The 22,939-nt window shown below is 58.8% G+C and carries 20 protein-coding genes and 2 pseudogenes; 4 read left to right on the top strand and 18 right to left on the bottom strand.

Annotated features, from left to right (window positions below; all coding sequences use genetic code 11):
• Positions 1 to 42: 42 nt before the first annotated feature.
• The 4 genes from BPNPMPFG_RS35715 to BPNPMPFG_RS35700 are packed head-to-tail and all read right to left on the bottom strand — an operon-like array spanning position 43 to position 3,876.
• Positions 43 to 1,116: an ABC transporter substrate-binding protein gene (locus BPNPMPFG_RS35715; RefSeq protein ID WP_258597854.1), complete on the bottom strand. Its 1,074-nt coding sequence runs from the start codon at positions 1,114 to 1,116 to the stop codon at positions 43 to 45.
• 59 nt (positions 1,117 to 1,175) lie between these two features.
• Positions 1,176 to 2,516, bottom strand: coding sequence for an amidase (locus BPNPMPFG_RS35710; RefSeq protein WP_258597852.1), 1,341 nt, complete (start codon positions 2,514 to 2,516; stop codon positions 1,176 to 1,178).
• Positions 2,509 to 2,721 (bottom strand): hypothetical protein, encoded by a 213-nt coding sequence (locus BPNPMPFG_RS35705; protein ID WP_258597850.1) that lies wholly within the window; start codon positions 2,719 to 2,721, stop codon positions 2,509 to 2,511. The genes BPNPMPFG_RS35710 and BPNPMPFG_RS35705 overlap by 8 nt, the downstream gene beginning before the upstream one ends.
• 9 nt (positions 2,722 to 2,730) lie before the next feature.
• A complete protein-coding gene (locus BPNPMPFG_RS35700; protein ID WP_258597848.1) occupies positions 2,731 to 3,876 on the bottom strand; it encodes a M24 family metallopeptidase in 1,146 nt (381 codons plus the stop codon).
• A 162-nt stretch (positions 3,877 to 4,038) separates the two neighbouring features.
• On the opposite strand from BPNPMPFG_RS35700, the gene BPNPMPFG_RS35695 reads away from it, so the two are divergent.
• Entirely contained in the window at positions 4,039 to 4,812 is a 774-nt protein-coding gene (locus tag BPNPMPFG_RS35695; protein ID WP_258597847.1) for a maleate cis-trans isomerase family protein, read from the top strand.
• On the top strand, positions 4,812 to 5,507 hold the full coding sequence (locus tag BPNPMPFG_RS35690) for a GntR family transcriptional regulator (RefSeq protein WP_258597845.1): 696 nt from the start codon (positions 4,812 to 4,814) through the stop codon (positions 5,505 to 5,507). Before BPNPMPFG_RS35695 ends, BPNPMPFG_RS35690 begins: the two co-directional genes overlap by 1 nt.
• 136 nt (positions 5,508 to 5,643) lie before the next feature.
• Here the strand turns inward: BPNPMPFG_RS35690 and BPNPMPFG_RS35685 are convergent.
• The 3 genes and pseudogenes from BPNPMPFG_RS35685 to BPNPMPFG_RS35675 all read right to left on the bottom strand — a co-directional run.
• Positions 5,644 to 5,917, bottom strand: a pseudogene (locus BPNPMPFG_RS35685) (DDE-type integrase/transposase/recombinase); the annotation flags it as partial.
• Positions 5,918 to 5,990: 73 nt separating this feature from the next.
• Positions 5,991 to 7,241 (bottom strand): group II intron reverse transcriptase/maturase, encoded by a 1,251-nt coding sequence (gene ltrA, locus BPNPMPFG_RS35680; protein ID WP_258597844.1) that lies wholly within the window; start codon positions 7,239 to 7,241, stop codon positions 5,991 to 5,993.
• A 522-nt stretch (positions 7,242 to 7,763) separates the two neighbouring features.
• Positions 7,764 to 7,988, bottom strand: a complete 225-nt coding sequence (locus BPNPMPFG_RS35675; protein WP_413776912.1) for a hypothetical protein — start codon at positions 7,986 to 7,988, stop codon at positions 7,764 to 7,766.
• Positions 7,989 to 8,101: 113 nt separating this feature from the next.
• On the opposite strand from BPNPMPFG_RS35675, the gene BPNPMPFG_RS35670 reads away from it, so the two are divergent.
• Positions 8,102 to 8,293 carry a hypothetical protein gene (locus BPNPMPFG_RS35670; RefSeq protein WP_258597843.1) on the top strand — a complete coding sequence of 64 codons (192 nt, stop codon included), beginning with the start codon at positions 8,102 to 8,104 and terminating at the stop codon, positions 8,291 to 8,293.
• Between the two features lie 46 nt (positions 8,294 to 8,339).
• Here BPNPMPFG_RS35670 and purU read toward each other — a convergent pair.
• The 5 genes and pseudogenes from purU to BPNPMPFG_RS35645 all read right to left on the bottom strand — a co-directional run bounded on the left by purU (position 8,340) and on the right by BPNPMPFG_RS35645 (position 14,328).
• Positions 8,340 to 9,226 (bottom strand): annotated as a pseudogene (gene purU, locus BPNPMPFG_RS35665) (formyltetrahydrofolate deformylase).
• 61 nt (positions 9,227 to 9,287) lie between these two features.
• A complete protein-coding gene (locus BPNPMPFG_RS35660) occupies positions 9,288 to 9,812 on the bottom strand; it encodes a sarcosine oxidase subunit gamma (RefSeq protein WP_258597842.1) in 525 nt (174 codons plus the stop codon).
• Positions 9,805 to 12,768: a sarcosine oxidase subunit alpha gene (locus BPNPMPFG_RS35655; protein ID WP_258597841.1), complete on the bottom strand. Its 2,964-nt coding sequence runs from the start codon at positions 12,766 to 12,768 to the stop codon at positions 9,805 to 9,807. The genes BPNPMPFG_RS35660 and BPNPMPFG_RS35655 overlap by 8 nt, the downstream gene beginning before the upstream one ends.
• Complete coding sequence (locus tag BPNPMPFG_RS35650; RefSeq protein ID WP_258597839.1) at positions 12,765 to 13,055, bottom strand: sarcosine oxidase subunit delta; 291 nt, start codon at positions 13,053 to 13,055, stop codon at positions 12,765 to 12,767. Before BPNPMPFG_RS35650 ends, BPNPMPFG_RS35655 begins: the two co-directional genes overlap by 4 nt.
• Positions 13,056 to 13,077: 22 nt before the next feature.
• Complete coding sequence (locus tag BPNPMPFG_RS35645; RefSeq protein WP_258598216.1) at positions 13,078 to 14,328, bottom strand: sarcosine oxidase subunit beta family protein; 1,251 nt, start codon at positions 14,326 to 14,328, stop codon at positions 13,078 to 13,080.
• A 90-nt stretch (positions 14,329 to 14,418) separates the two neighbouring features.
• Between BPNPMPFG_RS35645 and BPNPMPFG_RS35640 the strand changes: the two genes are divergently transcribed.
• Complete coding sequence (locus BPNPMPFG_RS35640) at positions 14,419 to 15,369, top strand: GlxA family transcriptional regulator (RefSeq protein WP_258597837.1); 951 nt, start codon at positions 14,419 to 14,421, stop codon at positions 15,367 to 15,369.
• Between the two features lie 441 nt (positions 15,370 to 15,810).
• On the opposite strand, the gene BPNPMPFG_RS35635 is transcribed toward BPNPMPFG_RS35640, so the two are convergent.
• The 6 genes from BPNPMPFG_RS35635 to BPNPMPFG_RS35610 all read right to left on the bottom strand — a co-directional run bounded on the left by BPNPMPFG_RS35635 (position 15,811) and on the right by BPNPMPFG_RS35610 (position 22,840).
• Positions 15,811 to 16,476 (bottom strand): RraA family protein, encoded by a 666-nt coding sequence (locus tag BPNPMPFG_RS35635; RefSeq protein WP_258597832.1) that lies wholly within the window; start codon positions 16,474 to 16,476, stop codon positions 15,811 to 15,813.
• Positions 16,477 to 16,603: 127 nt separating this feature from the next.
• Positions 16,604 to 17,377, bottom strand: a complete 774-nt coding sequence (locus tag BPNPMPFG_RS35630) for an HpcH/HpaI aldolase family protein (RefSeq protein WP_258597830.1) — start codon at positions 17,375 to 17,377, stop codon at positions 16,604 to 16,606.
• A 434-nt stretch (positions 17,378 to 17,811) separates the two neighbouring features.
• Positions 17,812 to 19,467 (bottom strand): ABC transporter ATP-binding protein, encoded by a 1,656-nt coding sequence (locus BPNPMPFG_RS35625; protein WP_258597829.1) that lies wholly within the window; start codon positions 19,465 to 19,467, stop codon positions 17,812 to 17,814.
• On the bottom strand, positions 19,467 to 20,285 hold the full coding sequence (locus tag BPNPMPFG_RS35620) for an ABC transporter permease (RefSeq protein WP_258597828.1): 819 nt from the start codon (positions 20,283 to 20,285) through the stop codon (positions 19,467 to 19,469). The genes BPNPMPFG_RS35625 and BPNPMPFG_RS35620 overlap by 1 nt, the downstream gene beginning before the upstream one ends.
• A gap of 8 nt (positions 20,286 to 20,293) precedes the next feature.
• On the bottom strand, positions 20,294 to 21,244 hold the full coding sequence (locus BPNPMPFG_RS35615) for an ABC transporter permease (RefSeq protein WP_258597827.1): 951 nt from the start codon (positions 21,242 to 21,244) through the stop codon (positions 20,294 to 20,296).
• Positions 21,245 to 21,256: 12 nt separating this feature from the next.
• Entirely contained in the window at positions 21,257 to 22,840 is a 1,584-nt protein-coding gene (locus tag BPNPMPFG_RS35610) for an ABC transporter substrate-binding protein (RefSeq protein WP_258597826.1), read from the bottom strand.
• Positions 22,841 to 22,939: the final 99 nt, after the last annotated feature.

The raw sequence follows: 22,939 nt of genomic DNA, 5'->3' as shown, positions 1-22,939 counted from the left end.
AACGCTCCGACCATCTCAGCGGGAAAGCAATTCGCGAACGAATTACTTCGCCATCCAAGTCGCCCAGCGCTGGTTGATCTCGTCCTGATGATCTGCCCAGAACTCGAGATCGTTCGCAAGAGACGTCTTGAAGTTGGCTTCGTACGTCGGCAGGCTGGTCCGGATCGCCTCAGGGATCAACGACTGCGAAGATTTTCTGACCGGGCCGTAGCTGATATACTTCGTCACGTCGGCAAGGCGCTGGCCTGTCGTCGAGAACTTCACAAAGTCCAGAGCCGCGTCCTTGTTCTTGCTGGCCTTCGAGATCGCCCAGACGTCAAGGTTCCAGATCTGCCCATCCCAAACGATCTCGAATGGCTTGTTCTCCTTCGAGATTGCGTCGTAGATACGGCCATTCGCGGCCGCGGTCATGACGACTTCGCCGTCAGCGAGAAGCTGCGGTGCCTGAGCATGTGCCCCCCAGAACACGACGTCCTTCTTGATGGAGTCGAGCTTGGCAAACGCCCTATCGAGACCTTCTTTGGTCGCGAGCGTTTCGTAAACCTTGTCGTTCGGCACGCCGTCGGCCATGAGCGCCCACTCGAGATTGACATTCGGCTTGTTGCTCAGGCCGCGCTTGCCCGGAAACTTCGCAAGATCGAAGAAGTCTGCAATGGTCTTGGGACCGCCGTTCGGGAACTTGGTCTTGTCGTAGGCGATGATGTTCGACCACATGATAGTTCCGACGCCGCAATCCATCAGGGTGCCTGGCAGGAAGTCGTCCTTAGCGGCGGTTCCATCGGCAGCCGGAGCAAGCTGGGATGCGTCGATCTTTTCGATGAGGCCGTCATCGCAAGCTCTGAGCGCATCCTGAAGCTCGAGGTCGATCACATCCCAGGCGCCGTTGCCGGATTGAACCTGGGATCGAAGTTCTGCGAGACCGCCGTTATAATCGGCGGTGAGTACCTTCGCGCCTTTCTCGGCCATGTACGGCTCAATAAAAGCCTTCGATTGGCTGGCCGTATAGGCACCGCCGAACGACGCGACGACCAGTTGGTCCGCCGCGAAGGCTGTGGAAGATACGGTAAAGATGCTAGCAATCGCAGTGCCTGCCACTAGATAAAGAAACTTATTCATTCTTGTTACTCCTCTGGATTGACCGATCTTCTCGCCGGCTCGATTGAATTCGGAAGCGGCTAGGCCGCGATCTTGTTTGTTCCTCGAAGTGTTTCCTCAAAAGCGTGTGCTACCGCCAGAAGCTCGGAGTCGCGATTGCGTCCGCCGACTAGCTGCGCTGACACAGGAAGGTAGGATCTCTCCGCGTGGACGGGGAGCGCGATAGCTGGTGTCCCCACGAGGTTGAAGAACGACGTGAACAGTGTCAGCGCGTTCCCTACGGGCAGGCTGTCACCTCCCACCTCGACATGCACCGCACCAACTTTTGGGGCCGTAATCGGGCAGCCCGGCGTCAGGAGAACGTCCAGGGTGCTCATCGTCTCTGAGAATGCCCGGTTGTAGACCTCAAGCATGCGCTTGCACTGGATGTAGCTTTCTGCCGAAAGGAACTGTCCGAGCGCCATCCCGCTCAGCATGTCCTCCCCGAACGATGAGCGCGCACGAACGAGGTTGGGGCCATGATAGGCCAGCGTCTCTGCCAACTGTATCGTCAGCGAAACTGTTCTTGCTTCCGCTTGATCCGGGAGTTCGATTTCCGTGAACGAGGCCCCCATTTGTTCGAGGGCCGATTTGGCTGTGAGGAAGGCCTGTCGGACGGGCGCGTCACTTCTTTCGGCCCAACCCTTTACGATTCCGACCTTCAAGTTCCGGGGTACCGCCGCGTGACCAATAGCTGTCGTCTGATCGAGAACGAGGGCCACGTCTTCGACGTTATTGGCGAAGATCCCGGCATGATCGAGAGACCAGCAGTATGGAATAACGCCTTGAAGGCTCATGCGCCCGAAGCTGGGTTTGAAACCAACTACTCCACAAAGTGCGGCTGGAACGCGGACCGACCCGCCAGTGTCCGTTCCCAGGGCGTAGGGCACGATCCCAGCCGCAACCGCGGCCGCCGACCCTCCGCTAGATCCTCCGGCCAACCGGGTGGTATCGAACGGATTGCGTGTCGTACCGCTCCAGCCGTTCTCCCCCGTCGCGCCATACGCGAACTCGTGCTGGTTCGCCTTGCCGATCAGTACAGAGCCAGCCTCCTCCAGACGCGTGACGACCAGAGCCGATGTGTCAGGCACGTTGTGCTTAAGCACTGCACTACCGCCCGTCGTGAGAACGCCGGCGGTCTGGAACATGTCCTTTACCGCAAACGGCACGCCGTCGAGCAGCCCGCCGTTCTTGCCGTCTTTTCTTCTGGCGTCTGCTTTTGCCGCTTGCGAGAGTGCGGGATCTCGCATGATTGTTATGAAGCTGCGATGCTCGGGGTTCAGCCGTTCGGCAGCAGCCAAGCTCTCCTCGACGACTTCGACAACCGAGCGGCCGCTCCGAATTTCTGCCGCGATCTGTTTGACGGATTTCCTGTTAGTCATTGGTGAGCCCCGAGCAGTGGTCATCGGGGGACACCTGGCCCAGATCTTTACTGACAATGCGCTGAAGGTCCGAAATGACCTTTTCGAAGCTGGAGACGACGCCGAATGTTGGCGCGACAAGCTGCTCCACGTCCTTCTCGTCCCAGCGGCTGCCGAAGAATTCGGCGTTCATGGCTTTCAATGTCGCAAAAGTGGGCCGGCTCATTGACCTACCTCAAACGACTGCGAGTTCACGCGGATAGTTCGTCAGGTACTCAAATCCGGTATCGGTCACCACGATCGAGTCGCCAATGCGGCCGCCGAAGCTTCCTTCGATCGTGATTCCCCCGTCGACCGCGAAGGTCATGCCGGCTTCGAGCAGACGCTTCTCTCCGCGCTTGAGTTCTGGGGATTCCAGGAATGACTGACCGACCGAACGACCGGTACGATATCCAGCCGCGAAGCCTGCCTCCGTGTAGACTGCTTCTGCAGCGGCGTTGATTTCCTCGCATGCGATGCCCGGCTTGATTGCCGCGAGCGCCGCCTGCTGAGCGGCCACGGCAGTCTCATAGACGCGTGCCTGCTCGTCTGTCGCTCCGCCGACGAAGAATTCGCGGTCGAAGCCGAGCTTGTAGTTGCGGAAGTTGGCGATCCCGCAGAAGCAGAGATAAACTGGATCTCCCTTCCGGATTTCACGAACCGACGAACGTCGGTGTACCAGGCACACGTCGGTGCCCGACTGAAGGATCTGAAGATTGTAGATGGTGGGAGAGACGAAGCGATCCGTCTTATCATCGAGGAATGACGCTGCCTTCCTGGTGCCCGCTGCGATGACTGCCAGCGCGACCTCGTACTCCGGCACGCCCTCGGCGATGACTTCGCGCGCGCCTTTCACCATCGCGACGGCAACTTCGCCGGCCTTGCGCATAATTCCGATCTCATCGGCCGACTTGATCATCCGGATCTCCGAGATGACAGGTCCGGCATCGCCGACTTCGGCTCCATGAAGCATGGGGAGCAGATCATTGGCCACGAGCGCCGGGATGGACCGCTTCTCGATTGCAACTCGGCGCGCCTTTCCTTCGACCGCCGACTTGAGGACGCTGCGCCACTCGTCGTTGATGCCGTCGCTCCATGGACGGATATCAGCCACCCAGCTCATCCGTCCGCACATCTCCGACTCCATCAGGGGAGTGACAATGGTCGGCTCGCCGTCGACAGGAACCGTCATCAAGGTAGGGCGACCGAAGTCTATGCCGAGGTAGTCCAGATACTCGCCGAAGTAGGCGATGGAATCCGGGTTGGTCAGAATGGCGCTTTCGAAGCCGCCCGCCCGGAGCGCCTTCTTCAGTTTCTCGGTCCGTTGCTTGCCTGGTCTCATGGTCTCGGGCCTCTCAAGCTGTATGCAGGTTGGATTTCCGAATGTTAAATTGGTGTTAAATATCTGTCAATGGTGTTGCATTGGTGTTTTTTTTGGTAACAAATCTTGCGCATTTGCATTGGCTGTGTACAGGTAAGAAAACGCTATGGGAGCAGACGGCAAATGCAACAGACTGGACAATTAGAAAATTCACTCGGTCGCGGAGTCATCCGGTTCGACGCGGGACGCCATCACAAGGCCAAGCTGGGTTTCGTTCTTCTGGCAATGGAGCAGACCATCGAAGAGGACATGTTCAACCTGGCTCCGAATGGGGTCGGCGTTCACTTCCAGAGAGCCCCGATGGCAAATAAGGTGGCCGTCGAAACTTTGTCTGCCATGGCTTCGGGGATCGGTGACGCTGCTGCTCTGATCGTTCCGGAGGTGCAACTCGACGTCATTTGCTACGCATGCACTTCTGGAAGCGTCGTGATCGGCGAAGACAACGTGTTCGCCGAGCTCACCCGCGGTGCACCCGGCGCCAAGCCGACGTCTATAATCTCAGGCGTCATGCGCGCCCTGAAGGCCGTGAATGCGAGGAAGATCACCATAGCGACCCCGTATGTCGATCCAGTCAACGAGATCGAGCGGGTTTATATGGAAGAACGGGGATTTGAGATCCTGAATATCCAGGGTTTGAACATTGAAAATGATGAAGACATGGTGCGGGTGACCCCTGACTACATCTACGAATTCGCGAAGCAGGTCGATCGGGCAGATTCCGATGCCATTTTTATCAGTTGCGGCGCCCTTCGCTCGGTGGACATTATCCAGGCACTTGAAGCAGAATCGGGTAAGCCGGTGATCACTAGCAACCAGGCGATGATGTGGGATTGCTTGCGGTTGGCGGGGGTGAATGACCGGAGCGACAAATATGGCCGACTTTTCAAAGAGAACTGATGTCTAAAGCCGCGACAGCATTTAAGCGAGAGGCGCCACGAGCTGCGCCTCCCAGGGGCCAGTCAATCGAGATCCATCGTGTTCTTCGAGACCGGATCTGCCTGTTGCAATATCGGCCGGGAGAACTGCTTGTCGAGACAGAATTGGCTGCGGAGTTCAATGTCAGTCGTACACCGGTCCGGCAGGCGTTGCAGCGTCTTGACTACGAAGGTCTCGTTGAAACCAAGAATGGCGTCGGTACGACAGTCACCGGAGTGGATTTTAAAGAATTCAAGGATGTCTACGCTTTCCGTCTAAGACTGAGTGAAATGATCGGCGATTTCAGCAGACCGGACCGAACCCCCAAAGCACTTGAGGAGGTCGAGGCGCTTGTCCCGCGGGTGGAAGCCCTTCTTCAGTCAAGGGATTTTGAGCAATTCTGGCAGATCAACCACGAGCTTCATTTCGCGGTCAATGCGCTGATCAACAATTCCGCGATGAGGGAGAGCCACGACCGGCTGTACTTTCAGGCGTCACGTGTGTGGTACAGCTTGGTAGATAGAATGTGGGAGGATGAAGTCAGGTTCCTCAAGGAGGAAGTTGATGAACACTGCCGTGCGTTGCGTGCTGGAGATCTGAGAGCGGTCGGATTCGTGCAGAGAAACTTCATCTCATACGGCCTATCGCGCGTCGCGAGATACATCTCCACCGGCTAACTAGGATCCCGTCCGTCATCCGTCACGTCAATCCGCGCGGGATCTGTGTTCCCCCGCCCCAGTCTGCGGCCATCTACCCCGCAGGCAGTTGTCACGTTGTGTGAAATGTGGCCGCGTGAGGCCGACCCCGCGCTTTTCAGGCAGGTCGTGCATTCACGGCTTCCCACGCGGCCATTGCCTGGCGTCGATGGGTTCGAATTTGTGCTGCGGAGCGGTTGGTCTGCGGTTGGACGAAGAGGTTTCGGACGGCGGAGAAGATCGACGCGAAATGCTGCAATGTGCCGATCGAGCGGAAACCCTGTTGCGTTCGCTCCCGTGCGGCGCGTCTGGACAATCTCGTCGAGCGCATATCCGTCCTGATCAACCGCTCTCCACAACCAGCATTTCTGACCGTTGATGCGCACCACCAGTCGAGTGGCCCGGGGGAATTTCACCCCCAGGCTCTCACAGATCCGGACGTGAGCGTCTCCACTCATCCGGCTCCTACCGTCCAGCCGTTGCCCGATACAGCAATCGCCAATGTGCAAACAGCGCTGGCTCCCGACGCCTTACGTCCTGGACCCAGTACCGCGCACGCCGACGATGGCGTCTCAGGCGTCGATATTTCGACATGGCCCAGCGTGCCAGGCGCAGATCGAGGTGCATCAATGCTCGGGAAAGTGCCGATTTGTGGTAACGACCATAGTAGTTCATCCAACCACGAAGGATCGGATTGAACATCTTGGCCAGATCATTGATGCGCTTGTCGATACGGCGGTCAAGCTGCCAGTCCCGCATTGTCTGACGGATGGCTTTCGCGGCTCGGTTGCTGATACCCGGACTGAAATTGACGAAGGTCTTGCCCCATCGGTTCATTGCCAGTCTCGGTCGAAAGGTGTAGCCGAGAAAGTCGAACTTCTGATTGGGGCAATGCCCCCGCCGAACGTTATCCTTGCAATACACGATCTGTGTCTTGTTTGGATGTAACTTCAGTCCGCATTCAGCAAACCGTTGCTCAAGATCCGTTTGCAACTTTTGGGCCTGACGCTCGCTGCTGCAATGACAAACGGCATCATCGGCAAAGCGTTCAAACGGAATCTCAGGATGGTGTTTGGCCATCCACCGATCGAACGCATAGTGCAAAAAGAGGTTCGCCAGCAAGGGTGAGATAACTGACCCCTGCGGAGTTCCCCTCTCCCGAGGTTCCAAAGTGCCGTTCTCCAGTTGCACGGGAGCCGTCAGCCACCGTTCAATGTACAACAACACCCACGTGCAGTCGGTGTGCTTTCGCACCGCCCGTAGCAACAGGTCGTGTGGAATGGTGTCGAAGAAGGCCTGAATGTCGAGATCGAGAACCCAGTCATGGCGCCAGCATCTCTGCCTTGCCATACCCACGGCCTCGAGTGCCGACTTGCCGGGCCTATACCCATAGGAATCGGGATGGAAATGTCTTTCCAGTTCCGGTTCCAGGTATGCCTTCACCACCCCTTGCGCAATCCGGTCTGAGACCGTGGGAATGCCCAACGGCCTTGTACCACCTTGCCGCTTTTTGATCGCGACCCGTTTGACTGGCGGCGGAAAGTAGCTGCCAGATGACAATCGGTTCCAGAGCTTGAACAGGTTGTTCTTCACATCCCGCTCAAAATCTTCGATCGACTGATCATCGACCCCGGCTGCACCCCGGTTCGCCTTTACCCGTTGATAAGCCTCCCAAACAGCCCGTTTAGGAATATCGAACGGCTTTGCTTTACCCAAAGGCTCCTCCCGCATGACGGTTGACCTTTCGATAAAGCTGGACAGTGTTGCGCCTTCGCTCCAACGCCATTACAGCACCTTCTTCACTACTACACGCAACTCCGTCCCTGTGCCCCGCATCGGTACTCGGATCCTCATGGTGCTTCCACTTGGATGTCTCCCTTCGCATCGGGGCGACAGGTTCCCACGTTCCACACAAGAGCCTGAAGCAAGGTCACGCCGCCTTCATGCCGGACGCCATCTGGGCAGTAGACAGGTATCTCCCAGACTTCTCCCGGGTTAACGAAGCCCACCCGGTTTTGACGCCATCTATGCACTTTTCGACACGTCGTCAGCGGTTCGCTCACGCTCGTCTCCTTGCATCTTACCTGACCGGATCAAGTCCGGCCTTTTCCTCAACGCTCACCACCATCGCTCTTTACGACAGCAGCTTGAGGTGGTTTGAAACCCGCTCCTGCAAGCCGGCTTCGAGGGGCCAGCCCTCATCTCCTGTGCAGCATGGCTGCTTGGGAAGTGCCTAAATCATAGCTCCTCCTTCGCGCCTTCGTGGCGCACCTTCGTCGAGGTGCCAGACATCGTCTTCGTCGGCGCCTCGCGGCGTATGCGGCGCGCATAATCAGGGCCGTGCTTTCGGCACCATCGGCGCATTTCCTCGCGCAGGCTCAGATTGAAGCGGAAGGAGAGCCAGACAGCACGCGCTACGATTTCGATCGGATAGAGGTGGTTCGTATAGGTCGGTGCGCTCACGGGTCACAAGCGCGCTGCTATCTCAAATTTCCTTACCGCTCAATCAATGTGAGAGCACCGAAAACACTGCCGAAAATTCGGCAAGGCGATCCTTCGAGGAAACTTTCGGGCGCGTGGCCGAGCGGACGATCTCCAAGAACATCGATGTCCAGCCGACGCTCGAAATCCGCCCGGGCTACAAGTTCAATATCTGGTCGATCAGGACATTGGACATCGTGTTTCCCGGAGCCTACTTAATCGTGAACCGTGCGCGCAGACCTGATTGGTTCGAAAGCTTTCCCCAAGTGTGGGCCAACTTGACTTGACCCTGTCGTGTACGGAAGCAGCAACCTTTGTCGACCGTGCCCATGCTTAGCCCATCCGCTCGGAGGCATAAGAACCTGGGCTGGCCGGAAACACGATGGTCCTGTTGCCGTTGATGAACGTCCTATGGTGAATGTGCGCGTGTATAGCTCTGGCTAAAACCTGGCTTTCAACATCACGGCCGATCGAGACATAGTCCTCTGCGCTCTGGGCATGGGTGATACGGGCGATGTCCTGCTCGATGATTGGACCTTCGTCGAGATCGGCGGTGACGTAGTGCGCCGTCGCGCCAATCAGCTTGACGCCGCGCTCATAGGCTTGCTTGTAGGGGTTGGCGCCCTTGAAGCTTGGCAGGAAGGAGTGGTGGATGTTGATGATCTTGCCGGACATCTTCTGAGACATCTCGTCCGACAGGATCTGCATGTAGCGGGCGAGAACGATCAGCTCGGTGCCAGTCTGTTCAACCACCGCCATGATCTGTGCTTCGGCCTGTGGCTTGTTCTCCTTGGTCACCTTGATGTGGTGGAAGGGGATATCGTGGTTGGCCACGACCTTCTGGTAGTCGAAGTGGTTGGAGATGACGCCGACAATGTCGATTGGCAGCGCGCCGATTTTCCAGCGGTAGAGCAGGTCGTTGAGGCAATGACCGAAGCGCAAACCATCAGGAGAACCTTCATGCGGCTGGCGCCATCATGAATTTGCACCTCCATGCCGAACTTCTCGGCGATCGGCGCGAAGCCTTCCTTCAGGGCCGGCAGCGTGGCGCCTTCTTCGGAAATGAAGCTGATGCGGGTGAAGAATTTGCTCGTATCGAGGTCGTCGAACTGCCAGCTATCGACGATGTTGCAGCCGCTATCCGCCAAGAAGGTTGAGATCGCTGCGACGATCCCGCGCGTGGACTTACATTTTACGGTCAAAATCAAGTTGCTAGGCATAGCTACTCCCTCATTAGCGGCAAGCCAACCGCAACCCTTGCAGCGCTGGCGCCAGCCTGAACTATCGATATTCAGCGCTCATCCTTATAAGATCGTCCCAAAGGCTCTCTGCGAAACCTCTGAGTACCATCAGCTCGAAATCGTCTTGCAAGATGCGAGTGAGATGCACCGCAATGTGACCGATCAGGGTCGTTGCCGATTGCCCGATGGGAAAGGAGCCGGCGGAAAGGTCGACGGCCGTGCCCTTTGACAGGACGCGCGCGGCGTGACTGCCTTCGATGCGGATACGGACGCGGCCACCGCTCTGGTCAATTCCGGTGGCACGCGGTTCAAGCGTCTCTAACAGGGCTTTCATATCCCAGTGCATCATCGGCTCATTGCCGACGATGAACCATTGTCCGGGCGAAACGTTGCGGACGGCGCCCTTGTCGAGACCGCTCAAAAAGGATGCCATGTCCTGTTCGCCGGGTTGGCCAAGCACATGCACGATCGCGCCTTCCGGCAGGGCCGAGAGTTTGACGTGAGCGGAGGAGATGGCGGTCTTGGCGGCAAGCACCGGGCGAAGGATCGGGCGGAAATCAGACATGTAGCCTCTCGTTCTGCGGATCGACGAAAACCGGATTGCACAGTCGCGCGGCGGTGAACTCGCCTCGCAGGCCGTTCCATACCACCACTTCCTCGCCGTGCCGTTCCGGTCCGTGCTTGACAAGCGCAAGACCGATGGTGGAGCCGACATGGGGTGAATAGGCGCTAGAGGTGATATAGCCCTGGTCGTTTTCGAGCGTCGCCACGGCATCCTTGGCCAGGATGTGAGAACCGGTGCTAAAGGTTTGCTTCGCATCGAGCGGCATGACGCCGACCAGGCGCGGCCGGTCGGCAGCGGCGAGGCCTTCGCGATCCACCATCGCCTTGCCTATGAAATCGGACTTTGCGCCCGAGACCATTTTCGCAAAGCCGAGATCGGCCGGTACGACGGTGCCGTTGATCTCATTGTGGGTGACGTGGCCCTTTTCGATGCGCATCACGCCGAGCGCCTCGACGCCATAAGGCATGATGGCGTCGGACATGCCGGCGTCCATCAGCGCGTCGGCGACGCTTTCGCCGTAGCCGGCCGGCACCGCAAGCTCATAGGCGAGTTCGCCCGAAAACGAGATGCGGAATAGACGGGCATGCAACTGGCCAGCAAACAGCGAGACCTCTTTTGCTGCGAGGAAGGGGAAGGCCGCGTCGGAGACGTCGTCATCGACGATCTTCTCCAGGATGGTGCGGGCTTTCGGACCGGCGATTGCCATCTGCGCCCACTGGTCGGTAACCGAGGCGAGGCGCACGTCGAGATCGGGCCACAGCACCTGGGCGCAGAATTCCAGGTGGGTCAGGACACCGGCGGCGTAGGCCGTGGTCGTCGTCATGAAGAAGCGGTTTTCCTCCAGTCGGCTGGTCGTGCCATCGTCGTAGATCATGCCGTCCTCGCGCAGCATCAGGCCGTAGCGGGCCTTGCCGACGGGCAGCTTCAGAAAGGCGTTGGAATAGACGCGGTTGAGGAATTCGGCTGCGTCTGCCCCGCAGACCTCGATCTTGCCGAGCATGGAGACGTCGCAGATTCCGGCATTGCGGCGTACGTTCAGCACTTCGCGGTCAACACTGTCGCGCCAAGACCGCTCGCCCGCACGGGGGAACCAAGAGGAGCGGTACCAAAGACCGGTCTCGACGAAGACGGCGCCGTGCTTTTCTGCCCAGCCGTGCAGCGGCGATTTGCGCACCGGCTGAAAATGGTGGCCGTGATACGGGCCTGTCAGCGCGCCGAAGGAGACCGGCGTGTAGAACGGCCGGAACGTTGTCGTGCCAACATCGGCCGGCGAGATGCCGCGCGTCTCGGCCAGCAGGCCGATGGCATTGACGTTGGATAGCTTGCCCTGGTCGGTCGCCATGCCGTTGGTGGTGTAGCGCTTGGCAAGCTCGACATGGCCGTAGCCTTCGCTGACGGCAAGGCCGAGATCCTTGCGGTGCACGTCGTTCTGGTAATCGACGAAGGCCTTGCCCTTGGCGCCCGCGATCGACCACAGGGGCCTGGCTGGTGGAACGACGATATCGTCTTCGACCGTGCCGAAATCGGCGGCTGCCGCCGTGAACCCAAGCTCCGCCGCCATGGCAGCGCCCTTTTGCGCGCCGTCGGCTAGGCAGGCGGCAAGACCGCCTGCAGCGCTGACGGCCCCAGCGAGAATGAGCCCCTTGAGATTACCGGGGGCGAGGAAGGCCGCGTGTTCGTCCGACCAGGCTGGCTTGCCGCCGCGGTGGCAGGCAAGATGGATGATCGGGCTGAACCCGCCGGCCATGGCGAGTGCATCGACAGCGAGGATTTCGCTGCCGCCGTTCGCGCGGATATCGATTGCGCTCAGCGTCTTGCCGCCCTTGGCATCCGTTACCACGGCACCCCTGATGAGGCGCGCCTTGCCAGCATAGAAACTGCCGCCGTTCTCGCGGCTATCGATGATGGCCGCTAGCTGGATACCTTGCGCTTCGAGGTCGCGGGCGAGCGCATAGCCGCTGTCATTGGTGGTGAAGATCGCCGTCGTCTTACCGGGGGCAACCGCATAGCGGTTGAGGTAATGGCGCATCGCTCCTGCCATCATCACACCCGGAATGTCATTGCCGCCGAACACCAGCGGCCGCTCTTCCGCCCCCGTCGCCAGTACCGCGCGCTTGGTGGCGATACGCCAGAGGCGCTCCACCGGCATGTTGGGCTTCGGCTGGGCAACATGCTTCTGCACCCGCTCGACGGCGCCGAAGACATTGCCGTCATACCAGCCGAAGGCGGTGGTGCGGGCGAGCAAGGTGACATTCGGCAGGGATTCAAGTTCTGCGACGCAGCCGCTGGCAAACTCGGCGGCCGGCCGGCCATCGACTGTTGCGGTCTCGCTAAGAAGCGCGCCACCGGCACGCGGATGTTCGTCGAGCAGAATGACGCTGACGCCGGCGCGGCCGGCCGACAGTGCTGCGGCCAGGCCGGCCGCTCCGGCGCCAATAACGAGCAGGTCGCAATGGGCCCAGCTTTTGTCATAGACGTCGGGATCGGCCTCGTAGGCCGCCTTGCCGAGACCCGCCGCCTTGCGGATGAAGGGCTCGTAGACCTTTTCCCAGAAGGGGGCGGGCCACATGAAGGTCTTGTAGTAGAAGCCAGCGCCGAGGAAGGGCGACAACAGGCTGTTCAGCGCGCCGATGTCGAGGTTAAGCGACGGCCAGCGGTTCTGGCTTTTTGCTTCCAGACCGGCATAGAGCTCCTGCATGGTGGCTCGGGTATTGGGCTCTGTGCGGCCGCCACTGCCGATGGTCATCAATGCGTTCGGCTCGGCAGCCCCGGCCGTCAGGATGCCGCGCGGCCGGTGATATTTGAAACTGCGGCCGATGAGGCGGCAGCCGTTGGCCAGCAGTGCCGAGGCCAGGCTGTCACCGTCGAGCCCCTGCATCGACTTGCCGTCGAAGGTGAACGACAAGGGCTTGGAGCGGTCAATCAATCCGCCCTTGGGCAAACGGTAGGAGGTCATGCGCCAGCTCCTTGCCGGACGACGGTTTGCTCGACGCATGCAGCGTCGCGGCAAGCGGCGATTTCATGGGTCACGGTGTCGCGCGCGACGACCAGCCAGCGGCGGCAGCCGGAGGTATGGTGCCAGTATTCCTCGTAGGCGCCGCGGGGATTGTCGCGCAGATAAACATAGTCGAACCAGGCATCAGCGCCGGCATTGGCCACCGGGCGCGCAAGCGCTGCGCCCTTGATGGTGAATTCCTCTTTTGGTCGAGGCCCGCAATGCGGGCAGGGCAGGAGACTTGCCATTTCAAATGTCCTTGATCCAAGTTCAGTGAAGGTTGGGCTGGGCGCCCTGGCCCTTTTCGTCGATGAGGTAACCGCGCCGGAAGCGGTCGAGGCGGAAAGCCGTCGCCGTTTCCTGCGGCGTGCCGCGCGCCAGCAAATGGGCAAAGCAGAAGCCCGAGGCAGGCGTCGCCTTGAAGCCGCCATAGCACCAGCCGGCATTCAGATAGAGGTTGTCGATTGGCGTGCGGTCGATGATCGGCGATCCGTCCATCGACATGTCCATGATGCCGCCCCAGGAGCGCAGCACCCTGACCCGCGACAGCGCCGGTATCATCGCCTTGCCGGCCTCCGCAACGTGCTCGACCGTCGCCAGGTTGCCGCGCTGAGCATAGGAATTGTAGCCGTCGATGTCGCCGCCGAAGACGAGGCCGCCCTTGTCGGACTGCGACACGTAGAAATGACCGGCGCCGAAGGTGACGACGCCGTCGATGAACGGTTTCAGCCCCTCCGAAACGAAAGCCTGCAGCACATGACTTTCCAGCGGCAGCTTCAGATCCGCCATGCGGGCGACCTCAGACGAATTGCCGGCCGCCGCCAGCGCCAGCTTGCCGCAGCCGATGAAGCCGCGCGAGGTCTCTACCCCGGTGACGCGGCCGTTCTCGCGGCGGATGCTGGTCACTTCGCAGCCCTGGATGATATCGACGCCGCGACTGTCGGCGCCGCGCGCATAGCCCCAGGCGACCGCATCGTGGCGCACGGTGCCGCCGCGCTTCTGCAACAGGCCGCCTTGGATCGGGAAACGAGCATTGTCGTAATCGAGGAAGGGCAGCACCTTTCGCACCGCGGCACGGTCGAGCAGGTCGGCGTCGACGCCGTGCAGGCGCATGGCGTTGCCGCGCCTTGTGTAAGCATCGCGCTGGGCGTCCGAGTGGAAGAGGTTGAGTACCCCGCGCTGCGAGACCATGGCGTTGAAGTTGAAATCCTGCTCCAGCCCTTCCCACAGCTTCATGGACAGTTCATAGAAGGGATTGTTACCGGGCAGTAGGTAGTTGGAGCGGATGATGGTGGTGTTGCGGCCGACATTGCCGGAGCCGATATAGGCCTTCTCCAGCACCGCGACGTTGGTGATGCCGAACTCCTTGGCGAGATAGTAAGCCGTGGCAAGACCGTGTCCGCCGCCACCGACGATGATCACGTCGTAACGCGGCTTGGGCTCGGGCTGGCGCCAGGCGAGAGTCCAGCCTTTGTTGCCGCGAAGTCCGTTGAAAAAGATGGAAAGTGCAGAGTAGCGCATAGGATTTGGTTCCATGTCATTTCATCTTGTATATCTGGTCACGGAGATTATTCTTATCTTGGAAGAGCCAAAAAATGACATGGGAGAGCCATGATTGACCAAACCAGCCGGGTTACGCAAATAATTGGGTTCTTATTGCTGCCAGGCTTTTCACTCATGTCGTATGCGTCTGCGACGGAGCCGCTGCGCGCTGCAAATCTTCTTGCCGGCCAAGCACTCTACGACGTGAGACCCATCTCGGTTGACGGAACAGCTGTGGTCAGCTCTTCCGGCGCCATCATCCCCTGCCAGCGGCTGGATCGTTCTGTGCTGAACATCATCTTCGTCTGCGCTGGTGGAAATCCAGCGAGCCAAGGCTCGCCCGCGCTTTCCGCAGCCCTGCGCCGGTTGTCTCGCAACGGGGTTCGCATCGGCGGAATTTCAGGCGGACCTTATCTTTTGGCCGCTGCCGGCTTGCTCGATGGCCGGGACTTTACCGTCCATTGGGAGCATGCAGCGGCAATTGTTGAAGCGTTTCCTCAGCTCAGTCCACGCCAGGCCAGATTTGTGCTCGACGGAAACCGCATTAGCTGCGGAGGTGGGGTTGCGCCTCTGGATATGATGCATGCCCTTATCTCCGAGCGGATGGGAGCGGATTTTGCTCGCCGCGTAAGTGATTGGTACCTCCACACAGCGGTTGCGGAGCCATTGGCGCCACAACGGGCCTCCACCGCTGAACGCTTTGGGGTGAGCCACCCGGTACTGTTGAACATGCTGGAGAAGATGGAAGCTGCCATCGAGCAACCATTGGACCGTTCCCAGATGGCGGTCTATGCCGGCGTCAGCAAGCGCCACCTCGACCGTCTGTTCTCCGAGCATCTTAACGCTAGCTACTCCGACGCGTATCGGAAATTTCGCCTGACCCATGCGCGCCGCCTATTGCAGCAGAGCCCCTTATCAATTTCTGAAATCGCATTCGCCACCGGTTTTTCGAGTGCGGCTCACCTTTCTCGCTGCTATTCTGGATTGTTTGGACGAAGCCCGAAAAAGGACCGGGCTTGACTTCGATTTCGTTAGAACGCTGGATCAAGCTGCCGCCAGATAAATCCCGAAGTTTCGTGTGTGCTTGGAATCGAGCACTGGAAGACCAGTCCCGCCTCTGCTGTTTGTGGTCAAAATTGAAAGGGTAACACGTGATCAGCGTGACAATTCCAAGACGAATAGGGATTATTGGGGCGGCTGGATGGCTCGCGAGATCGCTGTCCTGTCAATGAACGCAACGCCGCGCATCGCTTGGTAGGCGGCCACAACCAGGCCATTGACCAAGATGCCGCAGTCATTTCCACGTTGCGCCGGAAGGCGCCCGGACCCTTTCCAGCGTCACACAGGAGAGAAAGCGCGCTGCCGTGGGCGGCGGGTTCGAGCTGGCACTCGGCGCTCGATCGACCAGCCGGCCTTCTCAAGCGCCTTGAGCGATGCCGGTGCTCATCGCCCACATCTCTTCTAGGATTGCTTGTTAATTGCTTTAAGCACCATTTTAGTCGCTTCTGATGTTTCCCCAGCCGGCATCTCTAGTCGCGCAGCCTCTTCCAAATCCTGGAGGGCGATAGCTGAATCGGCGATCTCGTTGGCCTCTTCGCGAGGCAATATGACCACTCCCTCCTCGTCCGCGAGGATAACGTCGCCGGCAAGAACGGGAACATTCCCGCAAGCAACGGGATGGTTCATCGTCCCGCCAAGGTTGTACCACCCGGCGGTGATCGACGAAAGTCCGCGGCACCACATCGGGAAATCCGCTTCTTCGATTTCCAGTAAGTCCGTGCATGGACCGTCGACGATGGCGCCTACTGCGCCGGCTGCCTTGGCCGAAGCGGTGACCCCTCCGCCCCAGCAGGCATACCTATCATCTCCAAGGCGGTCCACTACCACAAAATCGCCTGGACGAAGAAGTCCTAGCGCATGACCAAGTAGCGTCGAATCCGGTCCGGGAATTGCCACAGTAACTGCAACACCAGCAACGCGTCTACCGCGAAGAAGCGGTCGGATTCGACGATCCATAAAGCCCCACTGGCGAAAATGGCCGACAGTCGCTGTTTGGACCAGTTGCAGCTTTAGAACGAGTTCGGGCCACAAGGGTTCTGGCATGGGATTAATGCGGTAATCAGTCATATAGATTTCCTATTCAGGCAGTGTGCGGGTGGGCCTTTAAGGATAGTTGGACGGGAGAAGCGTTCGCTGAACTGAAACGCGGACAGCGATCGGATCACCCATCGGCTTTATCGGTTAAATGAACAGTTTACTTAGTGAGAAAGACGTGATGGAAATCTTTCGCCACAGCGCGGCCGCCCTGCAAAACAAAATCGAGGTCCGATCCGTAGGTGAACAAGCTGAGGCCCATTTGTCGGAGTCGGGGCAAATAGTCTATGGATGCCACGTCAATACCCGATGCGATACCATACTTCTTAGCGGCATCCGCGACTGCCTGGCAGGCATCCATCAACTCAGGTGCGAGCCTTCCTGGTTCCATGCCAAACGAAAGAGCAAGGTCTGCCGGACCGATGAAGAGCGCGTCAACACCAGGTGTCGAGGCTATGTCATCAAGATTGTTGAGAGCCTCTCGTGTCTCTATTTGGAGTACCACAGCCAGGCTAGAGTTCGCATTTTTCCGATACTCTGAATCATTTTGGTAATAATTTGATGCTCGCCACGCTCCAGACCCGCGCTTTCCTGCAGGAGGATATTTTGCGGACGAGACAGCATCGATGGCTTCGGCACCCGAATTTACCATTGGTACCATGATGCCGTTCGCACCATGATCTAGCGCCGCTTTTATAAGTTCAATCCTGTTCCAAGCGACTCTATACATTACAGGCATTCCGTATCGTTCGGTCGCAGGAAGGATTTCTAAAAGTGAGTTTGGTGGGATAGGTGAATGCTCACCGTCGACCAATAGAAAATCTAGGTTTGTCTGTGCAAGTGTCTCTGCGACCATCACGTGTGGAATCTGCATCCAGCCTCCAATTTGCGGTTTTCCCGACCTAATGGTTTCGGCGAATGCGTGTCCTGCCATTTTAACAATCCTTTGCGTAGCCTGAACCGTGACTGCGTTTAGCGGCAACCGCCCCACCCGGAACGCCTTCGTTCCAAGCAGGGAAGGAAGCTTACCTTAGAGTCGGAGGGAGCCATAAATTTGCGCTACTGCGCAATCGAATTCCCAAGCGACGATGGCAGGTTTGTTAGTTACCCAAAATATACAGTTTGCCAAGAAGTTGGCTATCACACCGCCGCGAGAATGCCCGTCTTCAAGATCAGCCGCCCGCTGCATAGGCCGCGCAATATGTTTTCAGGCGCGCCGACTTGTGTCTGTGGCCTCCGACCGGCATTGTGACGCGTGCAAATTCGATAGACAGGCCGCCACGAAGGCGCAAGCAAGCTTGCTGGTGATAGGAGCCACCGGGGCAGAAGAACCTCATTGAACTGACGGTCTCGCGATGACTCACATCGCTAATACCCCGCGCTCGCCATCTTTCGCCCGGCAACTGCCTTCTCCAGCCAGCCAAGTTCCATCTCCGGCACCGACGACAGCAAGAGATCGGTATAGTCGTCGAACGGCGGCGTCAGCACCTGGCTCTTTGCCCCATAGCGCACGACCTCGCCGCGATACATGACGGCGATGGAATCGGCGATCGACTTCACCGTCGCGAGATCGTGGGTGATGAAGAGGTAAGCCACCTGCTCGATCTGCTGGAGATTAAGCAACAGCTTCAGGATGCCGTTGGCCACCAACGGGTCGAGGGCCGAAGTTACCTCATCGCAGATGATGAGCTTGGGCTTGGCCGCCAGCGCCCGGGCGATGCAGACGCGCTGCTTCTGACCGCCGGAGAGTTCGGCCGGATAGCGATCGATGAAGCCATTGCCCATTTCGATCTCTTCGAGCAACTCTTTCACCCGCCGGTCCCGTTTCTCGCCTCGGAGGCCAAAATAGAATGTCAGCGGCCGGCCGATGATCGTGCCGACCGTATGGCGCGGGTTCATGGCCACGTCGGCCATCTGGTAGATCATCTGCAATTGCTGCAGATCTTCCTTCGTCCGGTCGGCAAGCTGGTTCGAGGGCGTGCGCCCATCGAAGGTGATCTCGCCCGCCGAAGGCGACAGGAGGCCGGTGATGGCGCGCGCAAGCGTCGACTTGCCGGAACCGGATTCGCCCACGACCGCCAATGTCTGGCCGGGATGGATGTCGAGCGAGACATTCTTCAGCACCTTGACGATGCCGTTGCCATAAGCCGCCGTGACATTCTTCACCGACAGGACCGGCTTCGGCGTCGGCTGCTTCTCCTGATGGTCGATGTGATGCACCGAAACCAACGCCTGCGTATAGTCCTGCTTCGGCTCCTTGATGATCTGGTGAGTCGTGCCCTTCTCGACCATCTTGCCGTGACGCAACACCATGATGTCGTCGGCTACCTGAGCGACAACGGCGAGGTCATGGGTAATGTAAAGAGCTGCAACACTCGTGGCGCGGATCGCTTCCTTGATCGCGGCGAGCACGTCGATCTGGGTCGTGACGTCGAGCGCAGTGGTCGGCTCGTCGAAAATGATGAGGTCCGGCTCCGGACAGAGCGCCATGGCCGTCATCACGCGCTGCAGTTGCCCGCCCGACACCTGGTGCGGATAGCGCCGGCCGATATTTTCCGGGTCGGGAAGGCTGAGCTTGCGGAACAGTGCCACCGCCCGACGTTCGGCTTCGGCGCGGTTGGCTAAGCCGTGCTTGAGCGAGCTTTCCACCACCTGGTCCATCAACCGCCGGGCGGGATTGAAGGCCGCCGCCGCAGATTGCGCGACATAGCAGACCTCGCGGCCGCGCAATTTGCGGAAGCCTTCCTTGCCGCCCTTGAGGATATCGCGGCCGTTTAGGATCACCTCGCCACACGTGATGCGCACCCCGCCGCGGCCATAGCCCATCGACGACAGGCCGATGGTCGACTTGCCGGCGCCGGATTCGCCGATCAGGCCGAGCACCTTGCCCTTCTCGAGTGTCAGCGAGACGTCATGCACCAGTACGATGTTCTTCGGCAGCTCGCCGGGCGGGTAGACGGTAGCCTCGATGCGCAGATTGCGGATGTCGAGCAGCAGGCCAGGCTTTGCTTTGCTGTCGGCCATCACCCGCGTCCTCCCTTAAGGCTTGTCGTACGGTTGAGCACCCAGTCCGCGACGAGATTGACCGAAATCGCCAGCATGGCGATCGCCGCCGCCGGGATGAGTGCTGCTCCTATGCCGAAGACGATGCCGTCCTTGTTTTCCTTGACCATGCCGCCCCAGTCGGCATCCGGCGGCTGCACGCCAAGGCCGAGGAAGGACAGTGTCGACAGGAACAGAACCGCATAGATGAAGCGCAGGCCCAATTCGGAGACCAGCGGCGACAGAGCATTGGGCAGGATTTCGGCGAAGATCACCCACCATTTGCCTTCACCCCGCAGCTTCGCAGCCTCTACAAAATCCATCGCATTGAGGTCGACCGCCACCGCCCGCGACAGGCGAAAGACCCGGGTTGAGTCGAGAACGCCCATGACCAGGATCAGCGTCACGACATTGGACGGCAGCGCGGAGAGCACCACGAGACCGAAGATCAGCGTCGGGATCGCCATCAGCAGGTCGACGAAACGGGACATCAACATATCGAACCAGCCGCCGACCACCGCAGCGGTGAAACCGAGTATTGCGCCCATCGAGAAGGAAAGCAGTGTAGCCAGCACCGCGATCAGAATCGTCGTCTGGGCGCCATAGATCATGCGCGAGAGTAGGTCGCGGCCAAGATTGTCGGTGCCGAAGAGAAATTTCGCCGATATCGGCTCCCAAACTCCGCCGGCGATGTCGCCGAGGCCGTAGGGGGCGATCCACTGTGCAAAGATCGCGACGAGGAAGAAGAGGGTGGTGGTAACAAGACCGATCAGGGCGACGATGGGAATATGTCTTATCATGGTGCTCCTTACCTCGGATGCCTGAGGCGCGGATTGGCGAGAATGGATGCCACGTCGGCCACGACATTGAGGGAGATATAAACGGCGGCGAAGATCAGCCCAACGGCCTGCACGACCGGCACGTCGCGCTTGGCGACATGGTCGACCAGATACTGGCCCATGCCGGGATAGACGAAGATTACCTCGATCACCACCACGCCCACCACGAGATAGGCGAGGTTGAGCATGATCACATTGATGATCGGGGCGATGGCATTGGGGAAAGCGTGCCTGCGGATGATCTCGAAGGCGGTGAGTCCTTTCAGTTCGGCCGTCTCGATATAGGCGGACTGCATGACGTTGAGGATCGCCGCCCGCGTCATACGCATCATATGGGCCAGGATGCCCAGCGTGAGTGTCGTGCAGGGCAGCGCGATTGCCTTCATCTTATCGAGAAAGGGCATGCCCTCATAGACCATCGAAATGCCAGGGAAGATCTGGAACTTCACTGCCAAGAAATACACCAACAGATAGCCAATGAAGAATTCCGGCACCGATGTCGAGGCGAGTGCCACGCCGGTGATCAGTTTATCGATGAGGCCGTCGCGATACCGTACTGCCGTCAGCCCGAACACAATCGCGAGCGGGACGGAGACAATCGCTGCCCAGAAGGCCAGGAATAGCGTGTTCCACAGCCGCTCCTTGATGGAAGTGGCGATATCGAGCCCACTGGTGAGAGCAGCGCCTAAGTCGCCTTGCAGCATTCCGAAAAGCCAGCGGCAATATCTGACGTAGGCCGGGTCGTTCAGCCCCAGCTGCTCGCGAAGATTGGCGAGCGCCAGTGGCGTCGCCGACTGGCCGAGAATGGATTGCGCGACGTCGCCGGGCAGAAGATTCGTGCCAACAAAAATGAGGACCGAAACGGCGAGCAGCAGGAGGATGCCCAGCGCGACGCGCTGGGCAATAAGCTTGAGAACCATCGTCTCAGGGCCTCAGGCCTGCAGCCAGCACTTGGTCAGCGCGTAGCCATTCATGAATCGATCGTTGCCATTCTTAGCCCAGCCCCCGACACGCGAGCCCGTGGCGTCGATGTAATCACTGAACATCGGGATGATCAGGCCGCCTTCGTCGTGAATGATCTGGCCCATATCGGCATAAAGCTTCTTGCGCTTATCGGCATCGAGTTCGCCACGTGCCTGGACAATCATCTGGTCGAACTTCTCGTTGAAGAAGTGAGTTTCGTTCCATACCGCTTTAGACTGGAGGAAGAGAGAATACACCATGTCTTGAGTCGGACGGCCCGGACTAGAAGATGCCACGAACGGCTGCTTTTGCCACACGTTTGTCCAGTAGCCGTCGGCCGGTTCGCGTTTAACGTCGATGGTGATCCCCGCTTTAGCCGCGCTTTGCTGAAATAGCTGAGCTGCATCCACCGCGCCCGTGAACGCACCATCGGATGTATGAAGGAGCAGCGATCCCGAGTGTCCGGACTTCCTGTAATGAAAGGCAGCTTTGTCCGAATCGTATTTGCGTTGCTCTATTTCGGTGAAAAGTGGACAGAACTTGTTTACATACGTGTCATTGCCGACGGAGCCGTAGCCCCCGAGGATCCTTTGGACCATCTCTTCGCGGTCAATGGCATATTTAAGCGCGAGCCGCAGGTCGTTGTTGTTGAAGGGGGCCGCGTCGAGCTGGCAAACAAAATAGGAGTGGCCACGGCCACCAACGTTGCGGACGCTGATATCAGGGAAGCGCTTGAGGAGTTCAACCACCTTCGGATCGACCCGGTTAATCATGTCAACCTGCCCGCTCTGCAGAGCGGAAGTGCGCGCGGTCGCGTCATTGATGACGATAATTTCGATCTGGTCGGCAAAGCCGCGATCATCGCGCCAGTAACCGGCGAACCTCTCCCCGCCAAGTCGAACACCAGCTTCGTTTACCGTGACCTTGTACGGACCCGTACCGATGCCTGCGTTCGGGTTGTCCTTGCCGCCATCTGGCTGAATCATCAAGTGGACATCGTTCATAATGGATGGGAAGTCGGCATTGCTTTCTTTTAGGCTGAAGACAAGGTTTTGGCCGTCGACGGCGATTTTGTCGATCCCCTGCATGAAGGCGAGCATAATCGACTTCGAGTTAGCGTCGGAGTGGCGTTCCATTGTTGCGAGCACATCGGCGGGCGTCATCTCCTTGCCATTATGAAACTGCACGCCCTTGCGTATCTTAAACGTCCAGACCTTGGCGTCTTTTGATGCGCCCCATTCCTCGGCAAGTACCGGCTGAAGTACTTGATTTGCGTCCAGCTCAACGAGTTGTTCGCCCCACGCGCGGCTGAAGATAAACTGGACATCATTTGTTAGGGCCGCTGGATCGAGATTATCCGTCGCCTGTCCACCCATTATTCCGGCCTTGAGCATACCGCCCTTGACGGGCCCCTCCGCCCTTGCGGCATCAGCAAGCAGGTTGTTGGCCAGAACTGCACTGACGCCGAGCGCCGCTGCACGACCTAAAAAGTCACGGCGGGATAGCTTACCTTTCGCGACACGTTCACTTAGAAACCGAATCTCATCATTCATCTTAATTCCCCTTTCTTTGTGATTTCTTGTTTATTCACTGCTAACCACATGAAACGCCCAATTGCCGCTATTATGCGATTCATAGGACCGGTCCATTCT

This window comes from Mesorhizobium sp. AR07 (genome assembly GCF_024746815.1).
In the GTDB taxonomy this organism is placed as follows: Bacteria; Pseudomonadota; Alphaproteobacteria; order Rhizobiales; family Rhizobiaceae; genus Mesorhizobium.
The sequence above is the reverse complement of the archived record's forward strand: the minus strand, read 5'-3'. Positions and strand labels throughout refer to the sequence as shown.

Excerpts from the sequence above, each read along its gene's own strand:
- BPNPMPFG_RS35640 (WP_258597837.1), top strand. The coding sequence starts at position 14,419 with ATGATTGACCAAACCAGCCGGGTTACGCAAATAATTGGGTTCTTATTG.
- BPNPMPFG_RS35690 (WP_258597845.1), top strand. The coding sequence starts at position 4,812 with ATGTCTAAAGCCGCGACAGCATTTAAGCGAGAGGCGCCACGAGCTGCG.
- BPNPMPFG_RS35625 (WP_258597829.1), bottom strand. The coding sequence starts at position 19,467 with ATGGCCGACAGCAAAGCAAAGCCTGGCCTGCTGCTCGACATCCGCAAT.
- BPNPMPFG_RS35635 (WP_258597832.1), bottom strand. The coding sequence starts at position 16,476 with ATGACTGATTACCGCATTAATCCCATGCCAGAACCCTTGTGGCCCGAA.
- BPNPMPFG_RS35650 (WP_258597839.1), bottom strand. The coding sequence starts at position 13,055 with ATGGCAAGTCTCCTGCCCTGCCCGCATTGCGGGCCTCGACCAAAAGAG.
- BPNPMPFG_RS35705 (WP_258597850.1), bottom strand. The coding sequence starts at position 2,721 with ATGAGCCGGCCCACTTTTGCGACATTGAAAGCCATGAACGCCGAATTC.
- BPNPMPFG_RS35620 (WP_258597828.1), bottom strand. The coding sequence starts at position 20,285 with ATGATAAGACATATTCCCATCGTCGCCCTGATCGGTCTTGTTACCACC.
- BPNPMPFG_RS35700 (WP_258597848.1), bottom strand. The coding sequence starts at position 3,876 with ATGAGACCAGGCAAGCAACGGACCGAGAAACTGAAGAAGGCGCTCCGG.
- BPNPMPFG_RS35615 (WP_258597827.1), bottom strand. The coding sequence starts at position 21,244 with ATGGTTCTCAAGCTTATTGCCCAGCGCGTCGCGCTGGGCATCCTCCTG.
- BPNPMPFG_RS35645 (WP_258598216.1), bottom strand. The coding sequence starts at position 14,328 with ATGCGCTACTCTGCACTTTCCATCTTTTTCAACGGACTTCGCGGCAAC.
- BPNPMPFG_RS35610 (WP_258597826.1), bottom strand. The coding sequence starts at position 22,840 with ATGAATGATGAGATTCGGTTTCTAAGTGAACGTGTCGCGAAAGGTAAG.
- BPNPMPFG_RS35660 (WP_258597842.1), bottom strand. The coding sequence starts at position 9,812 with ATGTCTGATTTCCGCCCGATCCTTCGCCCGGTGCTTGCCGCCAAGACC.
- BPNPMPFG_RS35715 (WP_258597854.1), bottom strand. The coding sequence starts at position 1,116 with ATGAATAAGTTTCTTTATCTAGTGGCAGGCACTGCGATTGCTAGCATC.
- BPNPMPFG_RS35695 (WP_258597847.1), top strand. The coding sequence starts at position 4,039 with ATGCAACAGACTGGACAATTAGAAAATTCACTCGGTCGCGGAGTCATC.
- BPNPMPFG_RS35630 (WP_258597830.1), bottom strand. The coding sequence starts at position 17,377 with ATGGCAGGACACGCATTCGCCGAAACCATTAGGTCGGGAAAACCGCAA.
- BPNPMPFG_RS35710 (WP_258597852.1), bottom strand. The coding sequence starts at position 2,516 with ATGACTAACAGGAAATCCGTCAAACAGATCGCGGCAGAAATTCGGAGC.
- BPNPMPFG_RS35655 (WP_258597841.1), bottom strand. The coding sequence starts at position 12,768 with ATGACCTCCTACCGTTTGCCCAAGGGCGGATTGATTGACCGCTCCAAG.